25 protein-coding genes, 2 tRNA genes and 1 pseudogene are annotated in these 26,025 nt (G+C 68.3%); 11 read left to right on the plus strand and 17 right to left on the minus strand.

The genetic code is table 11. The features are described from left to right. Nucleotides 1-21: 21 nt before the first annotated feature. Complete coding sequence (locus tag BKK81_RS29995) at nt 22-1,008, plus strand: DMT family transporter (protein ID WP_083384544.1); 987 nt, start codon at nt 22-24, stop codon at nt 1,006-1,008. A gap of 33 nt (nt 1,009-1,041) precedes the next feature. Here the strand turns inward: BKK81_RS29995 and BKK81_RS30000 are convergent, their stop codons facing one another. Continuing rightward, nucleotides 1,042-1,512 carry an Lrp/AsnC family transcriptional regulator gene (locus tag BKK81_RS30000; RefSeq protein WP_071020547.1) on the minus strand — a complete coding sequence of 157 codons (471 nt, stop codon included), beginning with the start codon at nt 1,510-1,512 and terminating at the stop codon, nt 1,042-1,044. Nucleotides 1,513-1,661: 149 nt separating this feature from the next. Between BKK81_RS30000 and BKK81_RS30005 the strand changes: the two genes are divergently transcribed. Then, entirely contained in the window at nt 1,662-1,949 is a 288-nt protein-coding gene (locus tag BKK81_RS30005; protein WP_231908139.1) for an AsnC family transcriptional regulator, read from the plus strand. Between the two features lie 42 nt (nt 1,950-1,991). Here BKK81_RS30005 and BKK81_RS30010 read toward each other — a convergent pair. Further along, nucleotides 1,992-2,669, minus strand: a pseudogene (locus BKK81_RS30010) (LysR substrate-binding domain-containing protein); the annotation flags it as partial. 102 nt (nt 2,670-2,771) lie between these two features. After that, nucleotides 2,772-4,178, minus strand: coding sequence for a DUF1254 domain-containing protein (locus BKK81_RS30015; protein ID WP_071020549.1), 1,407 nt, complete (start codon nt 4,176-4,178; stop codon nt 2,772-2,774). Nucleotides 4,179-4,610: 432 nt separating this feature from the next. Here BKK81_RS30015 and BKK81_RS30020 point away from each other — a divergent pair, with 432 nt between their 5' ends. From BKK81_RS30020 to BKK81_RS30035, 4 genes are all read left to right on the plus strand, one after another. Then, nucleotides 4,611-5,123: a hypothetical protein gene (locus BKK81_RS30020; RefSeq protein WP_071020552.1), complete on the plus strand. Its 513-nt coding sequence runs from the start codon at nt 4,611-4,613 to the stop codon at nt 5,121-5,123. Nucleotides 5,124-5,282: 159 nt separating this feature from the next. Beyond that, entirely contained in the window at nt 5,283-6,383 is a 1,101-nt protein-coding gene (locus tag BKK81_RS30025; protein WP_071020555.1) for a porin, read from the plus strand. Between the two features lie 495 nt (nt 6,384-6,878). Then, a complete protein-coding gene (locus tag BKK81_RS30030; RefSeq protein ID WP_071020559.1) occupies nt 6,879-7,082 on the plus strand; it encodes a CsbD family protein in 204 nt (67 codons plus the stop codon). Next, nucleotides 7,058-8,083 carry a hypothetical protein gene (locus tag BKK81_RS30035; protein WP_231908140.1) on the plus strand — a complete coding sequence of 342 codons (1,026 nt, stop codon included), beginning with the start codon at nt 7,058-7,060 and terminating at the stop codon, nt 8,081-8,083. The genes BKK81_RS30030 and BKK81_RS30035 overlap by 25 nt, the downstream gene beginning before the upstream one ends. 204 nt (nt 8,084-8,287) lie before the next feature. On the opposite strand, the gene BKK81_RS34740 is transcribed toward BKK81_RS30035, so the two are convergent. The 6 genes from BKK81_RS34740 to BKK81_RS30055 all read right to left on the minus strand — a co-directional run bounded on the left by BKK81_RS34740 (nt 8,288) and on the right by BKK81_RS30055 (nt 13,372). Then, nucleotides 8,288-8,506: a DUF2188 domain-containing protein gene (locus BKK81_RS34740; RefSeq protein WP_083384545.1), complete on the minus strand. Its 219-nt coding sequence runs from the start codon at nt 8,504-8,506 to the stop codon at nt 8,288-8,290. 187 nt (nt 8,507-8,693) lie between these two features. Beyond that, nucleotides 8,694-9,026, minus strand: a complete 333-nt coding sequence (locus BKK81_RS30040; protein WP_071020562.1) for a DUF883 family protein — start codon at nt 9,024-9,026, stop codon at nt 8,694-8,696. An 88-nt stretch (nt 9,027-9,114) separates the two neighbouring features. Next, nucleotides 9,115-11,754, minus strand: a complete 2,640-nt coding sequence (gene ligD, locus BKK81_RS30045; RefSeq protein WP_083384546.1) for a DNA ligase D — start codon at nt 11,752-11,754, stop codon at nt 9,115-9,117. 272 nt (nt 11,755-12,026) lie between these two features. After that, on the minus strand, nt 12,027-12,185 hold the full coding sequence (locus tag BKK81_RS36950; RefSeq protein ID WP_083384547.1) for a high-potential iron-sulfur protein: 159 nt from the start codon (nt 12,183-12,185) through the stop codon (nt 12,027-12,029). A 437-nt stretch (nt 12,186-12,622) separates the two neighbouring features. Beyond that, nucleotides 12,623-12,931: an amino acid ABC transporter permease gene (locus BKK81_RS30050; RefSeq protein WP_071020565.1), complete on the minus strand. Its 309-nt coding sequence runs from the start codon at nt 12,929-12,931 to the stop codon at nt 12,623-12,625. A 255-nt stretch (nt 12,932-13,186) separates the two neighbouring features. Continuing rightward, a complete protein-coding gene (locus tag BKK81_RS30055; protein WP_071020568.1) occupies nt 13,187-13,372 on the minus strand; it encodes a DUF3562 domain-containing protein in 186 nt (61 codons plus the stop codon). A 425-nt stretch (nt 13,373-13,797) separates the two neighbouring features. Here BKK81_RS30055 and BKK81_RS30060 point away from each other — a divergent pair, with 425 nt between their 5' ends. Beyond that, the gene (locus BKK81_RS30060; RefSeq protein WP_071022644.1) at nt 13,798-14,139 is read left to right on the plus strand and encodes a hypothetical protein; all 342 of its coding nucleotides are present in this window, start codon (nt 13,798-13,800) and stop codon (nt 14,137-14,139) included. A gap of 25 nt (nt 14,140-14,164) precedes the next feature. On the opposite strand, the gene BKK81_RS30065 is transcribed toward BKK81_RS30060, so the two are convergent. Then, a complete protein-coding gene (locus BKK81_RS30065) occupies nt 14,165-15,100 on the minus strand; it encodes a LysR substrate-binding domain-containing protein (protein ID WP_083384552.1) in 936 nt (311 codons plus the stop codon). 118 nt (nt 15,101-15,218) lie between these two features. On the opposite strand from BKK81_RS30065, the gene BKK81_RS30070 reads away from it, so the two are divergent. The 3 genes from BKK81_RS30070 to BKK81_RS30080 all read left to right on the plus strand — a co-directional run bounded on the left by BKK81_RS30070 (nt 15,219) and on the right by BKK81_RS30080 (nt 18,318). Beyond that, nucleotides 15,219-16,667: an N-acyl-D-amino-acid deacylase family protein gene (locus BKK81_RS30070; protein WP_071020573.1), complete on the plus strand. Its 1,449-nt coding sequence runs from the start codon at nt 15,219-15,221 to the stop codon at nt 16,665-16,667. Next, nucleotides 16,664-17,950, plus strand: coding sequence for an MFS transporter (locus BKK81_RS30075; protein ID WP_071020576.1), 1,287 nt, complete (start codon nt 16,664-16,666; stop codon nt 17,948-17,950). Before BKK81_RS30070 ends, BKK81_RS30075 begins: the two co-directional genes overlap by 4 nt. Before the next feature lie 173 nt (nt 17,951-18,123). Beyond that, nucleotides 18,124-18,318: a hypothetical protein gene (locus tag BKK81_RS30080; protein WP_071020578.1), complete on the plus strand. Its 195-nt coding sequence runs from the start codon at nt 18,124-18,126 to the stop codon at nt 18,316-18,318. A gap of 23 nt (nt 18,319-18,341) precedes the next feature. Here BKK81_RS30080 and BKK81_RS30085 read toward each other — a convergent pair whose 3' ends face one another. Continuing rightward, nucleotides 18,342-18,710: a hypothetical protein gene (locus BKK81_RS30085; protein WP_071020581.1), complete on the minus strand. Its 369-nt coding sequence runs from the start codon at nt 18,708-18,710 to the stop codon at nt 18,342-18,344. A 1,087-nt stretch (nt 18,711-19,797) separates the two neighbouring features. On the opposite strand from BKK81_RS30085, the gene BKK81_RS30090 reads away from it, so the two are divergent. Then, entirely contained in the window at nt 19,798-21,027 is a 1,230-nt protein-coding gene (locus BKK81_RS30090) for a GGDEF domain-containing protein (RefSeq protein WP_083384554.1), read from the plus strand. A 110-nt stretch (nt 21,028-21,137) separates the two neighbouring features. Here BKK81_RS30090 and BKK81_RS30095 read toward each other — a convergent pair. The 6 genes from BKK81_RS30095 to upp form a co-directional block, all read right to left on the minus strand. Further along, nucleotides 21,138-21,214 (minus strand) — tRNA-Arg (locus BKK81_RS30095). Between the two features lie 113 nt (nt 21,215-21,327). After that, entirely contained in the window at nt 21,328-22,191 is an 864-nt protein-coding gene (locus BKK81_RS30100; RefSeq protein ID WP_071020583.1) for a hypothetical protein, read from the minus strand. A 741-nt stretch (nt 22,192-22,932) separates the two neighbouring features. Further along, nucleotides 22,933-23,019: transfer RNA gene (locus BKK81_RS30105), tRNA-Leu, on the minus strand. A gap of 147 nt (nt 23,020-23,166) precedes the next feature. Then, the gene (locus BKK81_RS30110) at nt 23,167-24,453 is read right to left on the minus strand and encodes an amidohydrolase family protein (RefSeq protein WP_071020586.1); all 1,287 of its coding nucleotides are present in this window, start codon (nt 24,451-24,453) and stop codon (nt 23,167-23,169) included. Nucleotides 24,454-24,530: 77 nt separating this feature from the next. Further along, nucleotides 24,531-25,265 carry a TetR/AcrR family transcriptional regulator gene (locus tag BKK81_RS30115; RefSeq protein WP_083384556.1) on the minus strand — a complete coding sequence of 245 codons (735 nt, stop codon included), beginning with the start codon at nt 25,263-25,265 and terminating at the stop codon, nt 24,531-24,533. Continuing rightward, on the minus strand, nt 25,265-25,933 hold the full coding sequence (gene upp / locus BKK81_RS30120; RefSeq protein WP_071020589.1) for a uracil phosphoribosyltransferase: 669 nt from the start codon (nt 25,931-25,933) through the stop codon (nt 25,265-25,267). The genes BKK81_RS30115 and upp overlap by 1 nt, the downstream gene beginning before the upstream one ends. Between the last annotated feature and the right edge of the window lie 92 nt (nt 25,934-26,025).

Below are 26,025 nucleotides of genomic sequence, written 5' to 3' on the forward strand. Positions count from 1 at the left end.
GCAGCCTCTTTCCCTTGCGCCATGCCAGCCTCCCCAGCCAGCCCCACCCTTCCCGCCGCCCACGCCACGCCGGCCACGCCCTCCGGCCAGGACGGCGGCCGCGCCGCCCGCGGCGGCATCCGCGCTTTCCTGCCGCTGGCCGGCGCGGTGGTCATCTGGGGCGGCAACTGGCCGGTGATGAAGCTGGGCCTGACCCACGTCAGCCCGCTGTGGTTCGCCGCCGCGCGCTTCGGTTCCGCCGCGCTCATCAGCTTCGCCGTGCTGGCCCTGCTGGGCCGCCTGCGCCTGCCCACGCGGCGCGAATGGCCGCTGGTGCTGGGCGTCGGCCTGCTGCAGATGGCGGCGTTCACCGCCCTGGCGCTGTGGGCGCTGCAGTACGTGCCGCCCGGGCGCGCCTCGGTGATCGCCTACGCCACCTCGATCTGGGTGATCCCGCTGTCCTCCCTGGTCCTGCGCGAGAAGCTGTCGCGCGCCCAGTGGCTGGCCACCGCCTTCAGCTACGGCGGCATCATTCTCATCGTGGCGCCGGCGCTGGCCCACTGGCAGGCCCACCTGGCACTCGGCCTGCTGATGCTGATGGGCGCCTCGCTGGCCTGGTCGGTCAACATCATCCAGCTGCGCGCCCACCGCGAGGTGCGCCTGGGCGCGGACATGATTCCCTGGGAATGCGCGGTGGCGACGCTGCCGCTGCTGGCGCTGGCGCTGCTGCGCGACGGCCTGCCGAGCACGGCAGCGCTCGGCGCGGTCTGGCCGGTGGTGCTCTATACGGGGCCGCTGGCCACCGCACTGACCTTCATCGTGGTGCTCAACATCACGCAGATGCTGCCGCCCGCGGCCACCTCGATCGCCATGCTGTGCGTGCCGCTGCTGGGCCTGCTGCTGTCGGCGCTGGCCTTCCACGAGCGCATCTCGCCGGACCTGTCCGCCGGCCTGGCGCTGATCGCGCTGGGCGTCGCCACCTCGGCGCTGGGGCCGCGCCTGCGGCGCCACGCGGCGGCGCGCGGCTGAGCGCCCCTGCAGGGCCCTGGCGGCCGGCGCCGCTCAGGGCTCGACCGAGGTCTGCCGCTTCAGGCAGCGCAGCACGAAGGTCGAGTGGCTGTGGCGCAGTCCGGGCAGCTTGTACAGCTTGTGCCGCAGGAACTCCTCGTAGCCCTCGGTGCCGGCCACCGCCACCTTGATCAGGTAGTCGTACTCGCCGGTCAACAGATAGGCCTCCAGCACCTCGGGCAGCTCCGCCAGCGCCTCGCCGAAGCGGTGCAGCATGTCGTCGTCATGCCGGTCCAGCGTGACTTCGATCAGCACGGTGTCGGGCAGGCCCAGCGCCTTCTGGTTCAGCATCGCCGCATAGCCCTCGATGACGCCGTTCTCCTCCAGCGCACGCACGCGGTTCCAGCAGGGTGTTGCCGACAGCCCGACCTGCTCGGCGAGCTTGGCATTGGAAAGCCGGCCGTCGCGACGCAGCGCGCGCAGGATGCGGCGATCGGTCTCGTCCAGGCGGGGTATCGTGGCCATCACCTTATCTCTTGAGAATCATTGACTGCCAATCCTATCATCGGCAGTCGATTATTCTCAATTCTTGCGATCGATACAGATAAACAGGAAGGCAATTCCGCAGCCGCGCTGGTAAATTCATCTGAACGACAAACCACGCGGTGAACACCATGATGCCCTGCCTGCCCACCCTCCATCTGACCCTGCGCTGCACCGGTTCCGACCTGTTCGGGGCCCTGGAATGGGCGCTGGCCAATGCCCGCCGTACCGGCCTGAGCCTGCATTCGCTGCGGGTCGGCCAGGATGCCGCCACGCCCATCCGCCTGTCGGTGTGCGCCGAGGAGGCCGACCTGCTCGGGCTGTTCGTGCGGCGGCTGGAGAATGGCATGGACCTGGAAGTGCTGGGCGCGGACGAGAGCCATGCGGCGGGCGGCGCGCTCGCCCTGCAGGCCGCCTGAGCCGGCCGCCTGAACCGGGGCCGCACGCGGCGGCTGCCGCGCTCACGCCGCCGCGCTCTCCGGCAGCAGTTCGATGCCGTCCAGCTCGGCGGCGACGATATCGCGCACGATGACCATGAAATCGCGCACGTAGGGGCGCGCCGCGATGGCGGCCGGCACCGCCGCATGCAACTCGCTCCACAGGCCCTTGGCGCCGATGCGCTTGGCCAGCACGTAGTCGTGGTCGACGTAGTTCTTCACGCCCCAGTTGGGCAGCGCGGCCACGCCGCGCCGGCTGGCCACCAGCTGCAGCACGGCCACGGTCAGTTCCGCCGTGCGCCGCTGCAGCTTGATGCCGGCGGGCTCCAGCACCTCGCGGATCAGGTCGATGCGCGGCTCCGGCACCGGATAGGTGATCAGCGTCTCGCCGACGAAATCCAGCGCCTCGAGCCGGCGCCGGTTGCGCAGGCGGTGCTCGTTGGCGATCACCGCGAGGATCTCGAAGCGGAACAGCGGCGTCACCGACAGCCCGCGCCGGGCGGCCGGCTTCGAGCCCACCACCAGGTCGGCCCGACCCTCGTCCAGCAGGGCCAGCGGGTCGGCGTGGAAACCCGCCACCAGGTCGATCTCCACCTCCGGCCAGCGGCGCCGGAATTCGTCCATCACCGGCATCAGCCAGTCGAAGCAGGTGTGGCATTCCAGCACGATGCGCAACTCGCCGCGCGTATCGCCCTGCAGCCGGGCTCGGGGCGGTCCTTCTACGCAGGCCTGCGCTACAGGTTCTGATCGTCCTCGGCCGGCGGCACGGACCCGGCGGCGATGCCGGGACGGGCGCCGCCGGCGCTAGCGCTCGCGGCGCACCGGCGGCGGCATCCAGTTGCCATCCAGCGCCTCCGCCTTGGGCCAGTACAGCCGCATGGTGAGGCCGAACGGCCCGGCGGGCGCCGGCAGCCAGTTGGCCACGCGGGCGCCCTGCGGCCGTTCATGCTGGATATACAGGTCGAGCGAACCGTCGCGGTTGCGCCGCAGCCGGTCGCGGTCGCCCAGCGCGTAGCGGCCCAGCGGATTGGCGGCAAAGGCATGCTTCTCGTCGTACAGCGTCAGCGACCAGAACGCGCGCACCGGCGGCAGCTGCCCCTTGGGGAAGTGCATCACATAGCGCGACGCGCCATCCAGCGGCTGGCCGTCGGCATCGGTGCGGGTGTTCGGGTAGAGCGCGTCCTGCGGCAGGTTCGCCCCCAGGCCGGTGCGCGCCACCACCGCGCGCTGCAGATAGGCGCTACCGTAGCTGCCCAGATTGCGCGCCACCTGCCAGCCACCTGTGCCGGCTGCCGGCCGCGCGGCTGCCTGGATCCGGGCCAGCGCGGCGGTGGCGCCTTCCTGCACGGCGCGCGCGGTCGACGGCTCCAGCACCGTGGTCTTGAACGGCTGGCCGGCGACGATGCCCAGGCGGGCCATCTTCGCCACCATCACGCCATCGCCGGGCAGCGGCGGGTTGGCCGGCAGCAGCTCCGCCAGCCGGCTGAAGAAGGCCTGGGCATCCATCTGCGCCACCTGGTCCGCCGGCGAGCCCTCGCGCGGCGACAGGGCCATCGGACCCTCGCGCGCCGCCGACTGGCCGGTGCGCCCCCAGGCGGACAGCGGCGTCAGCTTGAACTGGTCCTGCAGGCGGTTGACGGCGCCGTAGTCGCGCTTGCCGTTGGTCTGGATCCGGCCGATCAGCCACACCATCTGGCTCGGCGACCGGATCTCGACCACCCCCTGCGGCAAGCGGCCGGTGAAGGCCGGCCCGGTGATGGCATAGTCCACCGCCCGCCCGTCGGGGGCGGTGCGCGTCCCGGGCGCGGCGAACACATTGGTCCAGGCATCGAGCATCTGGACGAGGTAGTAGCGGCCCCGCATGGCCGGCACCGTCAGCACGACCGGCTCGTCGCCCAGGTTGAGCCAGGCGGTCGAGTACAGGGTGTCCGCGTTGGGGCTGACCACGTCGGTGAAGCTGGCGTCCGGGAAGACGCGAGCGTGGTGGAAGGCGTTGGGGGGCGTCCGCGCGCTCATGGTCTCGCGCGTGACATCCATCAGCACCAGCGGATAACCGTAGACGAAGACTTCGCCGGCGAGGGCGCGCATGGCCGGATCCGGCTGCTGCGGCGCGCCGGCGGCGACCGGCCCTGAAGACATGCCGCCGGCCGTGCAGGCGCACAGCAGGAGGCCGAGCACGGCGATGCCGGCGCGGCGAAAAATTGGATTCATGACCCCGTTCCCGTGTTTGTCCGGGCAACGCATCGTGGCGCCGGATGCCTGCCGGCGGCGCGCGTGTGCCTCTCTGTCGGCAAATGATGGAACCATTGCTTTCGCACTGTCAATCGGCGGCCCAAGGCCCTGCGCGCGGCAGCGAACACAGCGCGGCAGTGCCGGACGGCGCGTGGGTGTAGATTGCTACAGAATGGCGCCACATGAAGCGGAATTGACCGGCATAGCGTGGCGTTGCCATCAAAGCCGGCATTGCGCACCCCCACCAAGGGAGCCTTGACGGCACGGCGCGCCGCGTTACCATCACAGCGCGGGCCGCGCTGCGGCGACCGCAGCGAATCGACCGGCAGCAGCGCCTGCGGCGCGCGCGGCACGGCCGTGACAGCGTGCCACAAGCGCCCGCCGGAACCCAACCGGAGACCTGGCAGCACGATGAAACTCCCCTCTCCCAAGCAACTGCACAGGCTGCAAGCCCACGAAATCGACACCTTGCGCGCGACCGCCCAGCGCCTGGCCTATCCGCCAGCCTACCGTGCCGCGCGCATGCTCTTCATCGGCGCCGTGGTGTTCGCCGTGCTGTGCCTGAGCATCGGCAGCCTCGGCGCGCCCGAGGTCAGCGACGTCGGCATCGGCGCGGCAGTGCTGGCTGCCGCCGTCTTCGTGCTGCAGCGCCTCGTCGGCGGCAATCGCGAGAACCTGCCTGTACCACCGGCGCAACTGGAAGTCCTGCGTACGCAACTGCGCCCGCAGTCGTGGACTACACTGAAGCGACTGGCCAGTCGCCTGACCCACGATGGACCCGGCGACGGCATCGTGCGGGTGCGCACGCTGTGGATCTTCTTGTCGGAGTCCGTACCGGCCGAGGCGGACGAAGCGGCAGCCATGGACGCCGGCACGATTTCCGACCCGGAGCCTGTCGACGCGCCCGACACCGGCAAACCCTGACTGTCCAAGGAGGCGAACAATCTATCTCCGGATCCGGCTTTGTCCTGCGTAGTGCTGCCGCTATAGTGGCGCCGCCGCAACACCCTGGTTGCTCCCTCCGTCCACGGGAGCGCGCAGGTGCGGCGCCGATAAGCATAAGATCGACAAAGGAAGGTCACGATGAAGAAATCCCGCGCCTGGCTGGCGCTGCTGCCGTTGATTCCCGGCAGCGCGCTTGCCCAAAGCAGTGTCACGCTGTACGGCATCGTCGATGCCGGCATCGAGTACATCAACAGCGTTCCCAACAGCGGCGGCGGCGGCAGCTCGCTGGTCCGGATGTCGACCGGCAACCTGTCCACTTCCCGCTGGGGCCTGCGCGGCGTGGAAGACCTGGGCGGCGGCCTCAAGGGCGTCTTCGTACTGGAGAACGGCTTCGACCTCGACACCGGCAGCGCCAACCAGGGTGGCCGCCTGTTCGGCCGCCAGGCCTTCGTGGGCCTGCAGCAGCAATTCGGCACGCTGACCTTCGGCCGTCACCAGAACCTGCTGTACGACTTCTCCGCGTCGTTCGACCCGATGGTGATCGCGACCCGCTACTCGGTCATCATGCACGACAAATGGATGTCGGGGCGGGCGGACAATTCCATCAAGTTCTACGGTGCCTCGGGCCCGGTCAACTACGGCCTGCTCTACAGCACCGGCTACGACAGCCAGGCCGGGGGCGAGATCCCCGGCGCCTACAAGGCCGGCAAGGAATGGTCCGCCTCGCTGGGCTACGCCAGCGGTCCCTTCGCCATCGGCAGTGCCTACGACGAGGCACGCGGCAGCACGGTCGCGCTGCAGGACAATGTGGAACGGCGCGCCACCCTGGGCCTGTCCTACCAGTTCGGCCCGGCCAAGGTCCTGGCCGGCTACCGCTACTACCACGGCATCTTCGACAGCACCGGCACCTCGCTGCTGACCAATCTCTACTGGGCCGGCGTGCAGTACCGCGCGACGCCGGCGCTGACCGTGACCGGGGCCGTCTACTACACGGATGTCGCGCACACCTCGGCCGACCCCTACAGCTTCGTGCTGTCCGGCTCCTATGCGCTGTCCAAGCGCACCGACCTCTACACGATCCTCGGCTACGCGAAGAACCGCGACGGCTCGGGTCTCAGCCTGACGGGCCTCAATCCCTCGCTGAACCCCGCCGCCACCACGCTGGTGAACACCTCGGCGCAGGTCGCCAATGGCGAGAACCAGTTCGGTGCCATCGTCGGCGTGCGCCACCGCTTCTGAGCCGCCGTCGCGCCCGCTTCGGCGGCCGCCCTGCCCCTGCCGACGCCCCACGTCCGTGGGGATGAAAGAGTGGTCGCGCGGATTAGACTGGAACGCGGCCCACTGACGTGAGGCCCGTTCCTGTTCACACCCCCGCCGACCGGCGGGGGTGTCTTCTTCAGGGCAGCCAGCCCCACCATGTCGCGCACCACGCGCTGGCGCGACGCAGGGCAGCGCATGGCGATGATGCGTCCGGCGCTCATCTCATCTGCCTGGCCGAAAGGACGGCCGGCAAACCCCACGGCGCCATCCCCCACCGCGGCGACAGGGCTGCCGGGTCAGGATGACGCGCTTGCGCCGCCAAGGCCCGCTGTCGTCGGAATCATCTGACACAACTTTCGGAACTGCCCCTTCATCTTCCTCGCCCAGTCCGAACCTAACCTTGAGACACGGACAGGCGACGAGGCACGCTCAGGGAGCGCGGCCGGCCTGGGGCACCAATGGAAGGAGCCAGACATGAACTGGGATCAGATCGAAGGCAGGTGGGAACAAGTCAAAGGCAAGGTCAAGGAAAAGTGGGGCAAGCTCACCGAGAACGACATCACGAGAATCAACGGCAAGCGGGAGCAACTGATCGGCCGGATCCAGGAGCGCTACGGCTGCACCAAGGAGAAGGCCGAGGAAGAACTGAAGGCATGGGAGCAGGACGTACGCTGGTAGCCATCCGGTTCGGCCGCAAGGCAGTCAAGGCGCGGCCTGCAAGATGGCCCCGGCCGTCGGGAGCCGGCTGCCTGCCGGCAGGAAACCCTGCCAATCGGCCCGCAACAAGGTTGGCATGCACGCTGGCCGTTCTGGCGGCATGCTGCCTGCTGAGCCAGGGGGTATCGGCACAAGGCTCCGGCGATGCCACCGCCTTGCGCCAGATATACCAGAACCTCGTACCCGAGCTTGACCATAACGCCTTTCAGCGGCAGCTGTATCTCTATTCGGAGGAATCGCCATCCACGGTCAAGGGTGAAATCTACGCGGTGATGGACTACCCGTTCACGACAGTGCGCTACGCCCTGAATGAGAGTTCGCAAGGCCCGATGAACTGGTGCGATATGTTGATGCTGCATCCGAATATCAAGTACTGCCTCGCGTCGGATGGCAGCAGCGGAAGCACACTGACGGTGAACATCAGCAAAGAGGAGGCCCCCGAGAAACTCAGCAGCACGTCGCGCGTGCAATTCAACTACGACGCTGCCATCACCGGCCCGGAGTACTTCCAGGTAAGGCTCAATGCCGATAGCGGACCGTTGAACACGCGGGACTATCGGATCGTCATGGAGGCTACGGCGCTGGGTGGCCACCGGACGTTCCTGCATCTGACCTACGCCTACGGCTATGGTGTGGTCGGGCGGCTTGCCCTGAAAGGCTATCTGGCGACTTTCGGCCGCGGCCGGATCGGGTTCACCAACCTGGCGGATCCGTCCGCGGCGCAGCCGAAATACATCGAGGGGGTACGCGGCCTCGCGGAGCGCAACACCATGCGTTATTACCTGGCCATCGATGCCTATCTGGGTGCCCTATCGTCCCCCCTGGACAGGCGGTTGGAGCAGCGCCTGAGCAACTGGTTCAGCGCCAGCGAGCAGTACCCGCGGCAGCTGCACGAGATTGGCCGGCAGCAGTATATGCAAATGAAGCGAGACGAGTATCTGCGCCTGCAGACGAAGCCATAGCGGGCGGCAGATCCACGCTCTTCGCCGCCGCAGGAGCGCCAGGAGGCACCTGCGTGGCGATGGCTGCGAGATGCTGTGGACTAGCGCTGTGGACCAGACACCGATGACCGCCTCTGCCATGGAAGAGGCACAGCAGCATGCTTGTCCAGCATGCTTGTCGCGCAACGGGGTGCGCAACACGCATGGAATTCCCGGCGTTCCCGTTCAGCCTCGCTGCTTCACGGAAGCACGGGCCACGATATTCCGCTCAAGAAGCTGATCGTTGCGATCATGAATCAGCAATCCTACTCTGTTCCATTTCGCCAGCCGGGTGGCGACAGCAATGGCTTCTTCCCGCGATGGAAACCTCGTCAGGGTCCCGGGCCCCTCGATGACAATCGCCCACTCACTGTCGTGCCGGACAACATGGATATCGCCTGACATGGTTGTCTCCACAACTACGATGGTTGCTCCCCTTCGGGCACATCCCTATCACGAAGACCTCTCGGCGCACCCGCGGCGCGCCGGCGTTCGCGCCTGCGGGCCATCCATCGGGAGGCCCCCCTCTTCTGCGCGCGAAGGCGCGTTTGGCGGCGACCTCGTCGCGGACAGAGATGGCAAATGGCACTGGCTACCGCCGATAGAGCGACAGCGTGACGATTGCACTGACGGCCGCCGCCACCGTGGCGGCGGTGCCTATGCATTGCCACGGATGTTCGCGCGCATACTGGTCGGTGCTGTTGGCCCATTGGGAGACGCGCTCCATGCCCGTCTGACGCAGCATTTCCAGTCGCCCTTGGAGTTCACGCAGCCGCATGCCGACTTCCGTTCCCGCTTGCGCCGCCTCCGTGCCGGCCTCGTTCGCGACGTCGCGCAAGAGCGCCTGCACGTCGGTGAGCAGTGCATTGACGTCGCGCGTCAATACATCTCTATGCATCGAATAATCGGTCCTGATGTCGTTCATCTTGCTCTCCTGTTTGCGCGGTCACCAACGCGCACCGGGCAATGCAGGTGACTCGGCGGGTTACGTCCATGACAGCCTGCCTCGCCGCTCACCCAGGCGCGCTTGCCAGCCGGGCCGCAGCGCGCGAAATGGATTGGCGCGTCCGGGCATAGGCTTCCCATGGATCACGAGATGCCAGCGCTTCCAGCCGGCGCCCACAGTTGGAAACGCTCCACTCCGCGGCGCTCTCCAACGATTCCAGTTCGTCCCAGCCTACAGGTATCGACAGGCCCAGACCAGGGCGCGCACGCACCGAGAAGGCCGCGACGGTGGTAGCCCCGATACCGTTGCGCAGGTAGTCGATAAAGATCTTCCCGACGCGCCGCTCAGCGCCGCGTTTGGCGACAAAGCGCTGCGGGATGAGCTGGGCGATATGCATGACCACGGCGTGGGCGAAGTCCTTCACCTCGTCCCAGCCTGCCCTCGGCGTCACCGGTACCACGACATGCAGCCCCTTGCCTCCGCTGGTCTTGAGGAAGCTGACGAGTCCAAGTTCATCGAGCAGCGCCTTCACCATCGCCGCGCCCTCGCGCATATGCGCCCAGGACAAGCCCTTGCCGGGATCCAGGTCGAAGACGATACGGTTGGGCTTGCCGATACTGCGTTTGCTGGCATTCCAGGTGTGGAACTCGATCGCATTGAGCTGTGCAGCCGCCACCAGCGCCGGTGCCGAGACGATCTCCAGCAATCCCGGATGTCCCGGCCACAGGCCGGCATCCAGAACATGGATACCGTCGACCCGCAGCGTGTCGCCATGGCGCTGGAAGAACTGCTCGCCGCCCACGCCGTCGGGAGCGCGCACCAGGGCGACCGGACGGTCACGCAGGTGCGGCAGCATCAGCGGCGCCACGCGCTCGTAGTAGCGCACGAGTTCTCCTTTGGTGATTCCCGTGGCTTGGTCGACGATGCGATCCGCGTGGCTGATGGCGACCCTCCCGCCCGCGGCAGTCGGCTTGTGCCCGTGCTTATGCTTGTGTGAAGGCCGTGCTGGCCCGGCGGGGACCTCGGCAGGCTGTTCGAGAATGACGGCAGATGCGGGCTTGTCACTGCGCAGGCCATGAAAAACCGAATGCCGCACCCGCCCATCACGCGTCCACGAACCGAACGAAACTTCGGCCACCAGTTTCGGGCGCACCCAATGCACGTTCAGCGATGCCGGCGGCGCGTCGAATGGTGTCGTGTCAGTGACCAGCCCATCCAGCTTGGCGCGCAAAGTACTGAGCATGCGCTCGTCGAAACCCGTGCCGACATTGCCGGCATAGCGCAGGTGCCCGTTGCTGGCATGCACGCCCAGCAGCAAGGAACCAATACCGTGCCGGCTGCCCCTGGGGTCGGTGAAGCCTCCAATCACGAACTCCTGCCGCAGCGTGCATTTCAGCTTGATCCATGTCTTGCTGCGCGCGCTGACGTAGTGCGAATCGGCGCGTTTGCCGATGACGCCTTCCAGCTTCATGCGGCACGCCGCGTCCAGCATGTCAGCCGGGCCAGCCTCGAATTCCTCGCTGAATTGCAGGCGCGGCGAAGTATTGCGTTCGAAGAGCCGCCTGAGAAGCCCGCGGCGCTGCGCCAGGCGCACCTTGCGCAAGTCGTGGCCGGCGTAGAAGGGCAGGTCGAAGACGAAGTACTGGATGGCATCGACGGACGAAGTCCTGAAGGCGTTCTGCAACGCCTGGAAATCGGTCTCTCCATGCTTGCCCAACACCACGATCTCGCCATCCAACCAGCCATCGGGCAAGCCGAGCGCCCCGACGTCGCGCGCCACCGCTTGCAGCCTGGAAGTCCAATCGTTGCCCTCGCGCGTGAACAGGCGGACGCCCTTGCCGTCGATCCGCGCCAGCAGCCGATACCCATCGAACTTGATCTCATAGCGCCAGTCCTGCTCATCGGCGGGTGGCGTCTCGACCAGCGTTGCCAGTTGTGGCGACAGCGTCAGCGGCAACCGAGCCGCCCTGGCGCCGCGAGGCAGGGGCACGTCCTCTGCTGCCTTCGGCTTGCCTGACTTCCGCGCTGATGCGCCCTTGCGCGGCGCTCGCCCTGCCGCTCCGGAGAGGACACTGTCTGGCATGGCTTCCACCACATCGAGTTCCGTGATCGGCACGGAGGCTTCGTCGCGGCCCTTGATCAGCAGCCATGCATCCTGGTCCTTCTGCCTGTTGCCGTGCATGCGGACCAGCGTCCAATGGCCGCGCAGCTTCTCCCCGCGCAGCTCGAACGTCAGCTTCCCGGCACGATAGGCCGCACGCGGGTCGCCCTCCGGGATCCACGCGCCACGATCCCATACGATGACGGTGCCCGCGCCATATTGGCCGGGCGGAATCACGCCTTCGAACTCGGCATAGTCCACCGGATGGTCTTCCACGTGCACCGCCATGCGCTTGTCGGCCGGATCGAGGCTGGGCCCCTTGGGAACGGCCCAGCTCTTGAGCGTGCCGTCCAGTTCGAGGCGGAAGTCGTAATGCAGGCGGCGCGCGGCATGTTTCTGGACCACGAAGGCAAGCGCTCTGCCATGCCTGCCGGCGACGCGGCGCGGGCGTGCCGCAGCCTCGTCGCGCGGCTCCGGCGTGGTCCGGAAGTCCCGTCGGCGCCGGTACGGCGCGAGCGCATCCTGCAGCCGCTTGCCAGTCGCTTGCTGCGCTTTCGCGGCAACGCCTGGTGCTGTTGCCGGAGCCTGCCGGATGGTCCTCGCCATGACGATGTCACCGGAAAAGAGTGCCGTGGTTTCAGCTTAGGCACTGCTTAGGATCGCTGAAATCGGCTGGCGTCCTACACGGCGTTCATCCTCCGCGTGCACATCCTTCCTGGTGGATGCTGCAGCGTTCGGATCTTCGCATCTTCGCATCTTCGCATCTTCGCGCCGCGAGTGGAGTTGCCTCCGGTCCAACGCCTGCATGCGCCCCGATGGGCCTGGTGGCCATGGGCCAGCCCGCTCCGGCTGCACGCGGAGGAATCCAGGGGATCTGCTCAGGCTTGCTTCGTGCAGGAATTGCACCGGCCATTGGCTGAAACCTGCTTGCCACCGGAGACCGCGCAAGGACCCCACGCGTCGCCAGCCATGCCTTGAGAGAATTCACAGGTACATCGTGGCTCCGCTGCAAGCGCGTCGCTATCACGCCACGACATCGCGCCACGACATCGCGCCGCGGCTTGCCCCTCGGCTTCAGGACGCCCTCACCCTCTCAGCAGATACACCCATGTGAGATATGCCACGCCTGAGAGCAGCACGCATCCCGCAAGGAGCCGGCAATACCGCAACCGCGCCAGCGGTGGATCGGAACGGAAAAGATGTCTCATTGGCCGCGCTTCTCGTTCTCTCCAGGACACCTCTCGCTTCCCTTGCTTCCCTCGCTTCCCCGGGACCCCGCGCTACCTCCGTCATAGGCACAGACGCGGGCCCGGCGTGCCAGGCCCGTTTGCACGGAGAGCCATCGCAGCGGCCGAAGGCGGAGGGGAGGTGCGCCGATACGAAGCGGGATACAACAAAGGGTTACGCAAATGACTCACGTAACCCTTTGATTTGACGGATCGAGACCTCGCGATCCTGGCGGAGAACCGATGGATCAGGATTCCGGCTTCGCCGCCGGCTCCTCCTTCTTGGACTTGGTGTGGCTTCCCTTGGGCGGCTTGACCGCCTTCGCGGGCTTGGCCGGCTCGGCCGCCAGGTCGGCGCGGGTGCTCTGGTTCATGCCCTGCGAATAGGCATCGAACTTGTCGCCCGATTTCGCGCCCTGCGAATACGGGTCGAACTTGTCGCCCGCCTTGGCACCCTGGGAATAGGGATCGAACTGCTTGCCCGACCCTTGAGCGGAAGCCTGCAGGGCAAGGGCCCCCAGGCTGAGCGCAAGCGCTATCGACAACACGGTCTTCATTGCAACTCCTCCAAGCACAACGTCCGCCCGAACCGGCGCCGGCCGCGAAGGCCGTTACGCTCCGTCCAGTCCATGCCGCCGGGCGGTCCGGCATGGAATCCACAGCGTGATCATTCGGGACACCAATGTCAATCTCCGTGGCGGCACGTCAGCGGCCGGCGCAGGCGGCACGCAACGACACCGGCACATGCGGCATGACGCAGTGGCGCTGCCTGCACGCTCGTCCATTGCTCATTCGTCGAATGACCCAGTGAACTAGTGCAGCTTCCGGAAGCGCTCGCTGACGCGCTTGGCCGCGAGCAAAGGCAGGAAATCGTGGAAACGCGCCTCCTGCTTGAGGTCGTTCCAGGCTTCCTGGAAGGCATTTTCCACGTCGCGCAACGGCGTATCGGTCTGCTCGGCGATCTTCTCGATCAATTCCTTCTGCGACTGGGTATGCATGTTTCCCTCGACGTCGTGGCGGGCACAGGTTTGTGCCCTGCTGCGTCACCAGAGTATAGAGAGGATGCACGGGACGGGTTGAGGAATATCAAGCCTGCTGCGATGACACGCGCCTGCCATGGAGTGCCGCCAGACTGCTGCGCGATGGCCGGTGAAACATGCTGGGAATCACATCGCGCGCCTGCGCCGACGACAGCCATCCCGCGGGAAGGACCCTTCGCCAGCACACCTGCCGAGTGTGCGGCGGCCTCCCGTGTGCCTTCCATTGATGCAGCGGGGAAACCTCGAGCCATCGCTCCCGATGGCTCTCTTTGTTTGTGCCATCCAGCAGCCGGAAGGAGCGTCGCGCTGCGTACGTCCCACTTGGAAGTGGCATGTACCGGACGCCGGCCGACCACTACAATGGCCTCAAGGAGGATCCATCCATGAGCGCACGAACAGCGCGTGCACGCACAGCGAAGGAGAGCGAAACGACCCCCGAGGGCCTGACCGCCCTGCTCTACCACATCACCCACGCGGCCAGCCAGAAGCTGATCGATCCCGAGTTCGCGCGCAAGCTCGGCCGGGAAATCGAGGCCGAGTACGAAGCGCTGCGCACGCGGCGCGGCAGCGAGTTGCGCGACTACAGCGGCGTCGAGGACGCCATGGCACGCTTCCAGTCGGCGATCCTAGCCGAAGAAGGCTGCCTGCTGACGCGCGCACTCACCCGCCTGCGCGGCAGCGCCGACAGCGTCGCGGCGCCCCCGGCGGCAGCGCCGCCTCCCTGAAGCGGACACGAAGCGGGCGCGACCGCTACCGGGCCCCGGGCGCCGATCCAGGCGCCGCGTCCGGCGCGACGCCTCCCAGCGTCTCCAGCATCCACGCCCGCAAGGGTGCGATACGCTCGGCCGCCGCCTCCCGCCAGATCAGGAAATAGCTGCGATCGCCGACCAGCGCCGGCTCCGCGAGCCGGAGCAGCCGCCCCGTGCGCTCGTCCTCCTCGACGAACTCCGGCGGCAGCAGCGCTGCCCCCAGCCCCGCCAGCGCGGCTTCGCAATTCACCAGGAACAGCGTGTGCTGGGCCCCGGCCGGCAGCGGCGCGTCGGCCGCCCCCATGGCCTGGAAATAGGCCTCCCAGGCCTTGGGCGCCTCGTACAGATGCAGCAGCGGCAAGGCGCGCAACTGTGCGGCAGCGAGCGGCGGACGCGCGCCAGGCAGCCGCGGCGAAGCATAGGGGACGAGCCGGATCGGCATCAGCGGCACCGATGCCACCCCCGGCGGCGGCGCCGCCGCATTGATGATGGCGGCGTCGAACGGACTGCTATCGAGGTCGATACGGCCCACGCGCGACGACACGTTGACCAGCGCGCCCGGATGGCGCGACACGAAGCCAGGCAGCTTGGGAATCAGCCAGCGGTTGCAGAAGCTCGCCGCCACCGAGAGGTTGATAGCGCGGCGCAGCGTGCGCTGAGCCTGTGCCTGCAGCGTGGCGCTCTCCAGCGCGTCGAGCAGCGGGCACACGCTGTCCCGATAGTCTCGGCCGGCCTCGGTCAGGGCCAGGGCGCGCCGTGAACGGTCGAACAGCGGTGCCTCGAGAAAGGCTTCGAGGTCGAGGATCTGCCGGCTGATCGCGCCCTGCGTCAGGCCCAGTTCCTCGCCGGCGCGGGTGAAGCTCAGGTGGCGCGCGGCGGCCTCGAAGATGACCAGGCTGTCGCTCGACGGAATATTGCGCCGCAATCCTCTCTTCATCGCACTTCCCTCCCGATTGCATTCTAGATTCTCATGCAATCATCAAAAATATTCGCTTTTTTCAAGGCCATAGCATTGATTAGCATGCCATTTTCTAATGATAACCAGGAAAGGCAAGATGACCGGACACTACGACCTGATCCTGCGCGGCGGACGGGTGATCGACGGCAGCGGCAGCGTCGCCAGCCGCGCCGATGTCGCCATCCAGGGCGAGTGCATCGCCGCCATCGGCAGGCTCGACGGCGCCCGCGCGCGGCGGGAAATCGACGTCAGCGGCATGGCGGTGGCGCCTGGCTTCATTGATACCCATACCCACGACGACGCCGAAGTCCTGGTGCGGCCCGAGATGCGCGCCAAGGTCTCGCAGGGCGTGACCAGCGTGATCGTCGGCAACTGCGGCATCAGCGCCGCGCCAGCCTCCCGCGCAGCGGAACTGATGGGCTCCTCCGCGGCCGGCCGCGCCGGCTTCGAGCACTTCGCCGACTACCTCGGCGCACTGCGCGACCGGCCCGGCGCGGTCAACGTCGGCGCCCTGGTCGGGCATTCCTCGCTGCGCGCCAGCGTGATGCCGGACATCACGCGCAGCGCCAGCGACAGCGAGATCGGCGCCATGCGGGCCCTGTTGTCCGACGCGCTGGCGGCCGGTGCGCTCGGCATATCCACCGGCACCTTCTACCCGCCGGCGCGCGCCGCCACCACCGACGAGATCATCCGCGTCTGCGCGCCCCTGCGCGGCGCCGGCGGCATCTTCACCACGCATATGCGCGACGAGGCCGACGGCGTGATGGCGTCGCTCGAGGAAACCGCGGCCATCGGCCGCGCGCTCGGCGTGCCGGTCGTCATCTCGCATCACAAGTGTGCCGGCGTGCGCAACCATGGCCGCTCGCGCGAGACCCTGGCGGCCATCGAAGCCATGGCCGCCACGCAGGCGGTCGGCATGGACGTCTATCCCTACGATGCCTCGTCCACCATGCTGCGCGCGGACCGCGTCCGCATCTCGCAGCGCACCCTGATCACGCATTGCGCGCGCTACCCCGAGGTGGTGGGCCGCGACGCGCGCGAACTGGCGCAGGAGCGCGGCTGCACGGTCGAGGCGCTGTGCGAGGCCCTGCACCCGGCGGGCGCCACCTACTTCATGCTCAGCGAGGACGACGTGCGCCGCATCCTCAACCACGACCTCGCCATGATCGGCTCCGACGGCGTCAACGACCAGCCGCAGCCGCATCCGCGCCTGTGGGGCACCTTCCCGCGCGTGCTCGGCCGCTATGCGCGCGATCTCGGCCTGATGCCGCTGGAGCGCGCCGTGCACAAGATGACCGGCCTGCCCGCGCAGCGCTTCGGCCTGCAGCGGCGCGGCCTGCTGCGCGAAGGCTGGTTCGCCGACATCACGGTGTTCGATCCCGCCACGGTGCGCGACAACGCGACCTATGAGAACCCGGCGCTGCCGTCCAGCGGTATCCTCCACGTCTTCACCAACGGCCGGCCGGTGTGGGAAGACAGCGTGCCGACCGGCCAGCGCGCCGGCCGCCTGCTGGGGCGCGGCGCGGGCGACGGGAGCAGGGCATGAACTCCGCCTACTCCCCGCGCCGGCGCGGCGCCGTGCTCGCCTGCCTGTTCCTGGCCTGGCTGGTCGGCTATGCCGACCGCATTGCCATCAGCACGGCCATCGTGCCGATCTCGCGCGAGTTCGCGCTCGATGCCCGCGCGGCCGGCTATGTGCTCAGCGCCTTCTACGTCAGCTACGCGGTGATGCAGATCGCCGGCGGCTGGATGGCGCACCGCTTCGGCGCCCGGCGCATCCTGCTCTTCTGCGTCTTTTCCTGGTCGCTCTTCACCAGCCTGACCGGCCAGGCCTGGTCGCTCGCCTCCCTGGTCGCCGTGCGCCTGCTGTTCGGCATCGGCGAGGGCGGCTTCTCGCCGGCCAGCTCGGTCACCATTGCCGAGGTCTTTCCCAGGGCCGAGCGCGCACGCGCCAAGTCCTTCGTCATCAGCAGCGTGCTGCTCGGCGGCGCGGTCGGCTCCGGGGTGGCGGCCGCGGCGATCAGCCAGTATGGCTGGCGCGCCACCTATCACTGGCTCGGGCTGGTCGGCATCGGCCTGGCCGGGCTGCTCTGGCTGGCTATCCGGCCGCCCGTGGCAGCGGCCAGCGCCATGCCGCCGCGCGCCGGCGCCAGCCTGCTGCAGGTGCTGCGCATCCCCATGGTGCGCAAGACCTCGATGATCTGGTTCCTGAAGAATATGGGCGCCCTCGGCATGCAGGCCTGGATGCCGACCTACCTGATGCGCGTGCACCACGTCGACCTGCTGCACGCCGGCCTGATGGCGGCCTTGCCCTATCTGCTCGCCTTCCTCGGCCTCAACGGCGTGGGCTGGCTGCTCGACAAGGCCGGCCAGGGGCGCGAGCGGCTCTGCATGGCCGCCAGTTCGGCCCTGGGCGTGGCGGCGCTGGCGGTGGTGATGCGGACCGATTCCCTGGTCGTGCTGATGGCCTGCTGGGTGCTCAGCACCCTGTCCTACAACTTCGTCTATGCCACCGTGTTCGCCATCCCGCTCAAGCGGCTGCCCGACGAGATGGTGGGCAATGCCACTGGCCTGATCAACTTCGGCGGGCAATTGGCCGGCGCTATCGCCCCCGCGGTCATGGGCCTGCTGATCGCGCGTTTCCAGGACAACTTCCAGCCCGCCTTCGGCTTCCTGCTGGCCACGGGAATCGCGGCCTTCCTGCTGTCCCTGGGCTGGCGCCCCGCCGCGGAGGCCGCAAGCGGCAGCGCGGCCGCCCGTTGGCGCGGCGCCACGGTGCGCGCGGGAGCCGAAGCGGCAGGCGGCGAAAGCCGGCCGCGGCGGCCTTGACGCCACCGGGGCGGCATCCGGTGCCCGGCGCAGTACCGCGCCGGGCACTGCGTGCGGGGTGCGTTGATACGGCGTTGACACGGAGGCCTCCGGCTTTTCGACAGACTTTGCAGCGCCCTGCCTATACCGGAAACGGAAACGGAAACGGAAACAGGCGATCTGCGGAGGCTGCCATGAAGTCACCGATCCCCATCTTCTTCACCTGCACGCACTGCGGCCACGTCCACGCCGAGACGCTGCAGGACGCGATCTCCGGCCGCATGCCCGCGCCACTGCCCTGCCCGCAATGCCAGCGCGCACTGGCGATCGACTGGGACGCGCTCACGCGCCTGGCGCAGGCAAGCGGCCTGCCGGTCGCGCCGGAATAGCGTGGCCAGGCACGCCCGCCCCGTCAGGCCGGAGCAGCCGGCCGCTGGCGCGACGCGGCCTGTCCCCGCAGCGGATCGCAGGCCGTACAGCGGGCGGTCCCGCGTGCGATGCGCTCCCAACCCGCCAGCAGTTCTTGCCCGCACTGGCAGCGATAGGCCGCGCGCTTGCGCTTCAGGCCGCGCGGCCACGAGATGCAGGTGAAGCTCCCCACCCGCTCGCCGATCTGGTGCGGCCAGGCACAGGCGCCCGGCGGCAGTTCCGCCAGTCCACCCGGCCGCAGCGTGGGAATGCGGCCGTGGCCGGTCCAGTCACGCGCGTATTGCCGGCCCGCCGGCGCATGCGGCGCATGCCAGAGCGAGGCCTTGAAATGCCCCAGCAGAACCGCTTGCATCCACTCCGCGCTGCTCTCCCACTGTCGACCTCCTTGCCTCATGATGCTCCCCCCCCCCATGTTGTCGCCGCCGGACGAGATGCCGGTGCAGCGGTGCACGCCCGCCGGCGGCACCAGCACGATGCCGGCCGGATGTGAAGCGAGCCCACTTTAGCGAAATGCCGGGCACGTGGCACGGCCGTGCGATCTGAATTTTCCTGTCCCGCCTTGTTAGGGATTCCATTCCGGCGGTGTCTCCGGCGGCACCCGTCCGGGATCCGGTGTATCAGGCGCGGGGCCGCCGCAGGGGCATACCTTGTTTGAGTGAGTTGCGGTAAAGCATCAGCATGCCAGGGACCCCCGCGGGGAAACCGCCCGCGAGGGCCGGGAGCGGCAATAATCGAAGCCGGCTGATTCCAGAGGCGCGAAGACAGGCTTCCACAGTTGGATTGCACAGTTGGATTGGCTACGTTCCCACGCCCCGGTCCATCACCCCGGACCGGGGCGTTTTTTCGCCGCGGGCAGGCAAGCGGCGCCGGCCGATGGCCCCGCCATGCTGCCTGGACCACTCACAATTGATTGCATTCGCTTGTCGCGCGCGGAACTAGACTGAATTCGACACCACACGGTGCTCCTCGTTTCGCTTCTCCATGCCGCCGGCCCGACTCGCCTGGCGGCTTTTTTCTTGCTCCCTTCGCGCGCATGGTCCCTGCTCCCGGCAGGACATCGCACAGGTATCCCGCCAAGCGGCTGCACGGCCCGCGCGGCGGGTCCCGCGGCAACCCCATGTCCCCGCCGGCTGCAGCGCGCGCGGAAAGCCGACGGAAAACCTGTCCTATTCGCGGCATTGGCAAGGCGGCACCGTGGTTAGCATGTGTCGAACCGGTTGCCGCACACTTGCGGCTTGGGCGGCAGAGACCTCGCCTCTGCCTGCCCCTTTCTCCTTTCCGCCACTGCCGCCGCCGGCACGGTTGCACGTGCCATGCGGCGCGACGCGTTGCCGCGCCTTGCTCCGATCCCTCGCTCTGTGGGTATCATTGCAGCCGTTTCGCGCACCCAGGCCGCCTCCGGTCCGGCACGCGCCCCATCCACCCGAGGACCCGCCCCGATGCCGGCCTTGCTCGCCATCCAGATCGCCATGCCAGTGCTGGGCGCCATGATGCTCGTCATGGTCTGGTCGCTGCGGCGCTGCGATGTGCCCGGTGTACGCCAGTGGTGGCAAGGCAACGTCGCGGTGGCAATGTCTCTGCTGCTGTTCGGCTTGCGCGGCCACGCCAGCGACCTGCTTTCCGTCATTACCGCCAATCTCCTGCTGCTGTGGGGGTCGGCGCAGTTCTACGCGGGCCTGCTCCGCTTCAGCGGGCGCCGGCCCGACTGGCGCCGGCTGTGGTGGGCCATCGCCGCCGTGACGGCGGGCGTGGTGGCGTGGCGCTACGGGCGCGACGATTTCAACCTGCGCGTGGCCTGCGTCTCCGCGCTGCAGGCCGCCTTGTCCTTGCATGCAGGCATCGTCCTGCTGCGGCGCGACCGCGAAGCCGTCGGCCAGCGCCATGCCGCGAGCCGCTACGCCACGGCCGCCTGCGCGCTGTTCTTCGGCACCGTCTACCTGCTGCGCAGCCTCCTGTCGGCGCTGGCCGCGCTGGCCGCGCTGGCCGATGGCGCGCCAGGCGACTCGCTGGCGCCTGCCGGCCTGCATATCGGCTTCCTGCTGCTCGGCCCGCTGGCCATGCCAGCGATGACACTGTGCACCGTGGTAATGATCCACGACCGGCTCGTGCGCCGGCTCGAAGACGCGGCCAACACGGACTTCCTCACCGGCACGTTGTCGCGCCAGGCCTTCGAGTCCGAAGCCGCGCGGCAATTCGCCGCGGCGCGGCGGCAAGGGCTCAGCCTCACCTTGCTGATCGTCGACATCGACCACTTCAAGCACGTCAACGACCGCTTCGGACATCATGCCGGCGATGTGGTACTGCAGCGCTTTGCCCGGCTCGCGCGCACGCAGACGCGGCCGGCCGATCGCCTCGGACGCCTCGGCGGCGAGGAGTTCGCCATCTTGCTGCCGGAGCTCGGCGGCAACGCGGCACGGCGCATCGCGGAGCGGATCCGCGTGCTGGCCGCGGCCGACCGCGTCGACGGCGATTTCGGCACGGTGGGCTACACCCTCAGCGCGGGCCTTGCCACGCTGCGGCCCGGCGAAGGACTGGCCGAACTGGCAGCGCGTGCCGACGCGGCCCTGTACCAGGCCAAGCAACATGGCCGCAACCGCGTGCGCGCCGCGGAAGACACGGTCGATGCCACGCCGCTGCTGGCGCGCGCGGCCGTCGCCGGCGCCGCCTGAACGGCGCCGGCGCGACGGCACGATCGGTGATGCTGAAATCGGTGATGCTGAAGGGAGGAACGATGCAATGAAAAAAGGGCTTCCGTTTCCGGAAGCCCTTTTTTAATAGGTGGCGCGGCTGGCAGGATTCGAACCCACGACCCCTTGGTTCGTAGCCAAGTACTCTATCCAACTGAGCTACAGCCGCACGCGAGGACGCAATTATTGACCAGCTTCGCACCGAACGCAAGCATTTTCTTATGACGCCCTAAGATATGGCGTCCGAGGAGCATCGAAGGGCCTCGGCCTGCCGGCCCCGCGCTACCAGCGATAGCGCGCCCCGACCGTTGCGCCGCCGCTGTGCCCCGCCTTCACCTTGAGCCACAGGTTCATGCCGCTGACCGTGTTGCCATGCGCGCCGACATTGACCGAGAACAATCCGCGCAGCAGGTCCGCGTCGACCTTGGTACCGTTGACGTTGATCGTCTGGGTACGGCTGTTCTGCCACCAGTCGGCTTCGACGAAGGGGTAGACCCCCGCCAGCCGGGTGGGCTGCGCACTGTACAGGCGCACCGCCACCCCGGCCGCGCTGGCATCGAGCAACTGGTCGCCGAAGATCGGATGGCCGGGGCCTCCGCCCGGTTGGTAGGCAAACTGCAAGCGCGACTGGATGGTCACGCCGCCCGCACCAGGCAACACGCGGTCATAGGCAAGCGACATAGCGTTGCTGCGGGCATCGACGAAGCCGATCGCGGTGGTGGCATCGTCGACGTGCATGGCCGGCGGCTCCGCGCCGGCCCGGGCGGCCAGCGCGGCCTCGCGCTCGGCCAGGCTGGTGCCCGGCACGCCGCTGTAGCCATAGCCGCCCACCGGCGCTGCCTGCCGCTCATACTCGACCGGCTCGACCTGCGCCGGAATCGGCGAGGTGAATGACTCGGCCTTGCGAGCCGCCGCCTCTGCCGTGCCGCCGAGGCCAGCCGACGGCGTGGCGCCCGCAAGCGGCCGCCCCAGTGAGGCCACCGCCGCCGGCGCATCCTGCGCTACCGTGGCGGCGCCGGTCACGGCGGCTGCGGCCACCATGCCATCGCGATCGGCTGCCGTGTCGCCGGCACGGGGCTGGCGCCACTCGACAGAGGACTCCTCAGCTTGAACGAAGGCCGGCAGCAGCAACAGTTGCAGCAGCAACAGCAGCCCGCAGCGGCGGGAAGCATGGGGAGGCGCCGCAGTGCCGCAGGCGACAAGACGACGCCGAAGTCCGGACCGGCGTCCGGACTCTCCCTCTCTCGACCATGACAAGACAACACACATGGCGCGCCCCTCTGCCCAATGAACGCCGCCCGATTTGCTTGAGCATAGGCGATTGCGCAAGGCCGTGTAAGGCGCCGGCGAGCGGGCGCCAACGCTGCGCGCGGAGGTCGGCGCGGCCTTGATACAGCGACGTAACACTTCGTGGACGAGGCAGCGCGGCGGCGCTGCCGATACCGCTGGAAAGACGGGAAACGCCGCTCATGCGGCAGGCGATGCACCATCGAGAAGCGCATGCAAAGCGCCCGCCTGCGCAGGCTCTTTCGGCGGGCGCTGCCGATGTATCACAAGCCGATCCGGCTGCCCGCGGAACCGGATATTGCCGCCCGGAAGCGCACGCGGCCGCACCGGCCCGACCTGCAAGCCAGGCCCTCGAGTCCCCACCTCAAGTGCGCAGGCACCCGGCTTTCCGGGCGGACAAAATGAAAAAGGCAGACGATCTTGCGATCATCTGCCTTTCAAATATGGTGCCCAGAAGAGGACTCGGTCACACTGGCGCGACCCCGGCCTGGCTTGCAAGCCAGGCCCTTCGAGTCCTCACGTCAGGTGCGCAGGCACCTGACTTTCCGGGCGGACAAATGAAAAAGGCAGATGATCTTGCGATCATCTGCCCTTTGGATATGGTGCCCAGAAGAGGACTCGAACCTCCACAGTGTTGCCACCGCTAGGACCTGAACCTAGTGCGTCTACCAATTCCGCCATCTGGGCTTCGTCTCTCGCGCCACCGGCGTTCGAAGCGAAGAACAAAATTATGCTTGGCAGCCCAGCCTACGTCAAGGGGTTATCAAAAATATTGTCACAGAAATGTGCCAGAGCAGGCGCCACAGCCGCCGCGGCATCGCCGGCTGCCCGCTCTCATGCCTGGCCCCGGTGCGGCTGGAAGCTGACCGAAGGCGGGCGCCCGGACAGGTAGAGGGTCGCCGTCGCGGGTGGCGTCCTGGCCACCACCTTGCCGGCACGCAGCACCAGCAGGCGCGTGGCGCGCAGCCGCAGGGCCTCGACCGGATCGCGCGCCTGCAGCAGCACGAGGTCGGCGCGGCATCCTGGCGCCAGCCCGTAGCCTTCCAGGCCGAGGATGGCGGCAGGCGTCGCGGTGACCGCCGCGAAGCATTCGCGCATGGCTTCCTGGCCGGTCATCTGCGCGACGTGCAGACCCATGTGCGCGACCTCCAGCATGTCCGCCGAGCCCAGGCCGTACCAGGGGTCCATCACGCAGTCGTGGCCGAAGGCGACCGGCACGCCGGCCGCCAGCAGTTCCGGCACCCGCGTCATGCCGCGCCGCTTCGGATAGGTGTCGTGCCGCCCCTGCAGCGTGATATTGATCAGCGGGTTGGCGATGGCGGCCACGCCGGCCTCGCGCATCAGGGGCAGCAGTTTCGACACGTAGTAGTTGTCCATCGAATGCATCGAGGTCAGGTGCGAGCCCGCCACCCTGCCCTGCAGCCCGAGGCGCTGGCTTTGGCAGGCCAGCGTCTCGATATGCCGCGACATCGGATCGTCGCTTTCGTCGCAATGCATGTCGACGCGCAGGCCGCGCTCGCTCGCCAGTTCGCAGAGGATGCGCACCGACTCTGTCCCATCGGCCATGGTCCGCTCGAAGTGCGGGATGCCGCCGACCACGTCCACCCCCATGTCGAGCGCGCGGCGCAGGTTGTCCAGCGCGCCCGGCGCGCGTAGCAGACCGTCCTGCGGAAAGGCGACGAGCTGGAGATCGAGATAGGGCCGGACCCGTTCGCGCACGTGCAGCAGCGCCTCCACCGCCAGCAGCCGCGGATCGCACACGTCCACGTGCGAGCGGATCGCCAGCAGGCCCTTGGCCACCGCCCAGTCGCAATAGGCCAGTGCCCGCTCGACCAGGGCCTCTTGCGTCAGCAGGGGCTTGAGTTCCCCCCACAGCGCGATCCCTTCCAGCAGCGTGCCCGAGCGGTTCACGCGCGGCTGCCCGTAGGAAAGGGTCGAGTCCATATGGAAGTGGGCATCGACGAAAGGCGGCGACACCAGTTGTCCGGCGGCATCGATCTCTTCGCCGGCGCTGGCGGCAAGCGCCGGCTCCAGCGCCACGATGCGGGCGCCGGCGATGCCGATGTCAATGTCGCTACGCCCGTCGGGCAGGCTGCAGTGGCGCAGGATCAGGTCGAGCATGGTGGGTCCCTGTGGTTACCGTACGTGATCCCGCCAGTATGCCGCGGCGACCGGGACGTCCGGGACGTCCGGGTCGTTCAGGCCCCGTGGTCGCCGCGCTCCCCTTCCGCCGGCGCCATGGCGGCACCGCCTTCGTCGCCCGGGAGGCCGCAGCCGCGCAACAACAGCCCGACCAGGTGGTCGGTGGCGCGCTCGAACTCGCGTGCACCGAGCCGGCTCACGCCGAGCACGGCGCACACCTGGGTCTCGAAATCGGCATAGGTCTGGGTGGCGGCCCAGATAGTGAAGAACAGGTGCTGCGGATCAACGCTCGCCATCTGCCCGCTGGCCACCCATTGCCGGATCACCTCGGCCTTGCGCGCCACCAGCGCGCGCAAGGCGCCACCCAGCACGTCGGCGATCTCCGGCGCGCCGTGCAGCAGCTCGTTGGCGAACACGCGCGACGCGTCGGGGTAGCTGGCCGACAGCCGCATCTTGGCGCGGATGTACTGCTCCAGCGCGCGCCGCGGCGGCGTAGCGGCATCGATGATGTCGGTTTCCGACAGCCAGAGGCGCAGCGTGTGGGACAGCACGGCACGGTACAGCGCCTGCTTGGTGCGGAAGTAGTAGTGCAGGTTGGACTTGGGCACGCCGGCGCGCACGGCGATGTCGGCCATGGTGGCGCCGGCGAATCCCGCCCGCGCGAATACATATTCCGCCGCACGCAGGATGCGCGCCTCGTTCTCCTGGCGGATGCGGCCCCCGCCCGCCGCGCCGGCCGCGCCGGCCGCGCTCGGGGGCAGCCGGCCATCCGCCGTGGCCGCGAGGTCCATCAGCGGGTACCGTAGAGGCGGTCGCCGGCGTCGCCCAGCCCCGGCACGATGTAGCCGTGCTCGTTGAGCGTCTCGTCGATCGCCGCGGTGACGATGGCCACGTCCGGATGCGCCGCCTGCAGCGCGCGCAGGCCCGGGCGCGAGGCGATCAGGCAGACGTACTTGAGCGCGCTGACGCCGGCCTCCTTGAGCCGGTTGAGCGCGGCCACGGCGGAGTTGCCGGTGGCAAGCATCGGGTCGACCACGATCACCAGGCGCTCGTGGATGTCTTCGGGCATCTTGAAGTAGTACTCGATCGGTTCGAGCGTCTCCGGATCGCGGTACAGGCCGATGTGGCCGACGCGGGCGGCCGGCAGCAGTTCGAGCATGCCATCGAGGAATCCGTTGCCGGCGCGCAGGATCGAGACCAGGCACAGCTTCTTGCCGGACAGCACCGGCGAGCGCATCGGCGCGATCGGCGTCTTGATGTCGATCGTCTCCATGGCCAGGTCGCGCGTGGCCTCATAGGTCAGCAACTGGCTGATCTCGCGCACCAGCCGGCGGAAATTGTCGGTGGTGGTTTCCTCGCTGCGCGCCAGCGTGACCTTGTGCTGGACCAGCGGATGGCTGACCACCAGCACATTGGGCGCGGCGCCTTCGAGCCGGGTCGCTGAAGAGATGTCGTTCATATTGTCGCTCCTGGGGCAGGTTGCAGACGGGGACCACGAGACAGGCCCGCGGACGCGGCGGCAACGGCCGGCGCCGGCAGCCTTGCGGCTGC

It is taken from the genome of Cupriavidus sp. USMAHM13, from assembly GCF_001854285.1.
Classification (GTDB): domain Bacteria; phylum Pseudomonadota; class Gammaproteobacteria; order Burkholderiales; family Burkholderiaceae; genus Cupriavidus; species Cupriavidus malaysiensis.